Origin of the sequence: Moorena sp. SIO4A5 (genome assembly GCF_010672005.1) — a bacterium.
GTDB lineage: Bacteria > Cyanobacteriota > Cyanobacteriia > Cyanobacteriales > Coleofasciculaceae > Moorena.
The window spans coordinates 1-3,676 of record NZ_JAAHHZ010000480.1; the positions used below are offsets into that span (position 1 = coordinate 1).

The following is a 3,676-nucleotide window of genomic DNA, read 5'->3' on the forward strand; positions in this document are numbered from 1 at the left end:
TAAAAGCGTCTTACAGCATTGTTCTTGTAGCTATTTCGATACATAATAGGTCAGAATAATATAGCATAATAAGTATTAAAAATACATAGATATAGATAATGAAATAATCAGCGCAATCTGCGCTATTTTTTGCTTAAATTTACGTTTTTTATATAAAAAAAACGACAATAGTTTTAAATAAAAAAAATAACCGAAATTTTAAATTTTATAAAAACACCGAATTTAACTAAACAAAACTATCCAGTGATTTACTATCAAAATGTCCAAATCAACCCCTTACTGGAAGAAGCGTTTCCCAAAGCTGCTAGCAACAGCTTTAATAGCAGGTATCTTACCCACATCTCCACCAGTACTATCCCAAACTCAGACAGCTGAAATTTCAGCAACAACTGGTCAGACACCGCTACAGTGTACAGCTCCTGAAACAGTAGAAGCAACTGTGATCAATCAAGTCACTTATCGGTACCAAATGCCTCGTGCTCCGAGGGGAAGATCGTCTCCACCTAGTGAGTTCTTCATTACTGGTACTTCTAGGAAAGTGAACACTGAAACCTCTAAACAAGGAACTCTCAATCTGGTATCTCAGGGGATTCAAGATGGGGAAGGCCAGTTGGTATTTGGCTTAGGTGCTATGACTGATGCCCTTGAGGATGAACTAGTAACCTTGGGCTTTACTTCAGAAGAAGCCAGCAATGCCAGTATCCAAGCAGTAATGAGTTTTGCTAATTCATCCACTGACACTACCGCTGATCAAGTCATCACTGCTGCCAAAACTGCTATTGAAGAAGCAATACCGAATAAAGCTGCACTCTTAAATGGGGAGAATAGTCAGACAGATCAAGTCATAGCTCTAGTCTTTACTGGACTAGCTCAACAAGGCTTAGAATCTATTGGTATTGCTGAAGCCGATGCCGCAACTGCTGAAAATACTGCCGCTGGCTTAATTCCAACTGACTTAAGTACCACTACTTTTACCGAGATTCGCCAGCAAGCATTTGATGAAGCGCTCAATGCTATCCCTGAACAACAACAACTCTTGAGCCAAGCTAAAGACTCTCTTGAGCAAGACCTAGGAAACATTCAGTCTGGTCAAGGGTCGCGGGTGCAATCGGGAGATGTTGTGAGTTTCCGTTATGCCTTGCTTAATACCGGAGATGCAGCAATTGAAGTAGAAACTCCCCAAGCTAATGTGATTGCTCAAAGTGGCTTGGTGGGGTCAGCTTCGATTGGCAATGTAACTGTTGAGGGTTTGGAGGAAACCCCGGAAACCCTGACAATCGAGCCTGGGCAGGAGGTGGTGCTGAATGTGCAAGTGGCAGTTAATGCGGCTGAAGACAACGATGAACAAACTATAGCTCTAGGATTTAGCAGTAATTGTGGTCAAGACAATACTTCCCTACAAACCGCACAACAGACCATAGCTACTATAGCTCCTACACCAGACCCCAGCTTAGAACTGATTGACCCGTTTGGGGAAATCCGGGGTTGTGACAATGAACTGTTGGATGACTATACCGGATTTAGCGTTGGCTTATTTGATCCAGACCCCAATGACCCCACAGGATTCTTGAATGCTGTAGAACTCACCACCACTGAATTTCCCGATGACCCCAATAACACCATTCCGGAAGGGATTCAACCTAACACTACCAATGCCAATCCCTTTTTCCTTAGCAATGAGGACAATGAAAACCGAGGTAGATACAGCTTTCTGTTTGATCGAGACCGAGGTCAGTTAGACCTCGGTCGAAGCTACATTTTGGTGGTTAATCCACCCGCTAATAGCAATTTCCTGCAACGACGGATTCGACTGACGATCACTAATGTTGATGAAGCGCAAAGTATAGTCTCCTATACTGCTACGTCTTTAGATGGTTTACCGATTAGTACCGATGCCAATCCCACAGAAATACAGGGTGAATTCCTGATTCGGAATGCGGAACGGGAAGGTCTGGTTTTGGGATTGTTGAATGTAGATACGGGTATTTGTGACCTTGAATCGATTCGGATTACCAAGAGCGCAGACCGAGCTACGGCTGAACCAGGAGATACTATCATCTATCGCCTCTCTTTGCGCAATCTAGCCAGTAGTGCTGTGCAAGACATTGTAGTCACTGACGACTTACCCCTAGGATTTAAATTCCTTGAAGATTCTGTCCGGGGCGAGTTACAGCAAGAATCAGTGGATATTGAAACCACACGAGATGGCGCAACAATTACTTTCACGACAACAGAGCCAATTCCAGAAGGTGGAGTATTGAACATTGCTTATGGGGTGCAAGTTACCCCAGATGGCATCCGGGGTGACGGGGAGAACTCAGCAATTGTTGCTGCGGAACGGGATGACAACGGTTGGGATATCAAAGATGGGCCAGTGGTTCATCGAGTACGAGTTGATCCCGGCATTATTTCCGACTGCGGCACCTTACTAGGTCGAGTATTTGTAGACAAAAACTTTGATGGTCATCAGCAACCAGGAGAACCGGGAGTTCCTAATGCGGTGATCTTTATGGAAAACGGTAACCGAATTACTACTGATGCCAATGGTCTGTTCTCGGTGAAAAACGTTCTACCGGGATACCACACTGGAGCTTTAGACCTGACTAGCCTTCCAGGTTACACCCTAGCTCCCAATACCCATTTCAGTGAAGGCAACAGTCAATCGAGACTCGTGCGTTTAGAGCCTGGTGGTATGGCACGCATGAACTTTGCAGTCACTCCGACCTTCAACGAAGAGGATCAGCAATGAAATTAATTGATAATTATAACATATCTTGTAAACTACAGCTAATGGGAGCGATCGCTGGTAGCGTCACCATGGTGCTGTATCCTGCGATCGCTGAAGCTGAATCAAGCCAAGCAGCAGAGGAAAATTTACCAGTCATTGACCTGAAGCCAAGTCAACTACCTAGCCTTGATCTCAAACAAGAACCAATCCTCAGCTTCAATCCCGGTCTGGTTCCCTCCCTAAACCAAAATGAGCGATCAACAACAATTGGTCTAAGACAGCGTTCCAGTTTTAACATCAACGATGGACAATTTCCTAGCTTTGATCTCAGGTCAGATCAAGTCCCTAGGCTCAACTGGAAACGAAAACCTATCGTTAGTTTCAACTCCACTCTGACTCCCTCACCAGTCCAACAGACCGAGCCATCCTCAGATATCGCCCTCGCACCTGTAGTGAACTTGAGTAAAGGTTTGCTACCTAGTTTTGCTCTACTGCCTGGTCAACTACCTCAGCTAAATTCACCAAAAGCTCTACTTGCTAATCTAGACCTGAAACGACAGCAAAGGGTTAGTCTCAATCCTACGGTTAATAATGAAGCTAGACAAACTATACCGATCCCAGCGAGTCAGTCAAATCAAGAGATTGCGATTGGCCTACGGCCACGCTACGGGATTGACCTATGGTCAGGCTACGGGATTGACCTATGGTCACGCTACGGGATTGACCTATGGTCACGCTACGCGATCGCATCTAGTATCAATTTCCAACAGGGACAATTACCTGAGTTTGGGGTTAATCGTGAATTACCTAAGATCGATTTAACTAACGATAAGTTAGACAACCTTCAACTGCTTACGCCCCAAAGGGTTAGTCTCAATCCTAGAGTTAATCCTGAAGCTAGAGAAACTATACCGATTGACCTATGGTCACGCTACGCGATCGCACCAA

Annotated in this window: 2 protein-coding genes; both read left to right on the top strand. The window is 44.7% G+C overall.

The features are described from left to right. Positions 1-259: 259 nt before the first annotated feature. A complete protein-coding gene (locus F6K57_RS39565) occupies positions 260-2,749 on the top strand; it encodes a hypothetical protein (protein WP_293063097.1) in 2,490 nt (829 codons plus the stop codon). Then, positions 2,746-3,676, top strand: a 931-nt coding sequence (locus tag F6K57_RS39570; RefSeq protein ID WP_293074246.1) for a hypothetical protein, incomplete at its 3' end; no start/stop codon positions are given. The genes F6K57_RS39565 and F6K57_RS39570, both read left to right, overlap by 4 nt.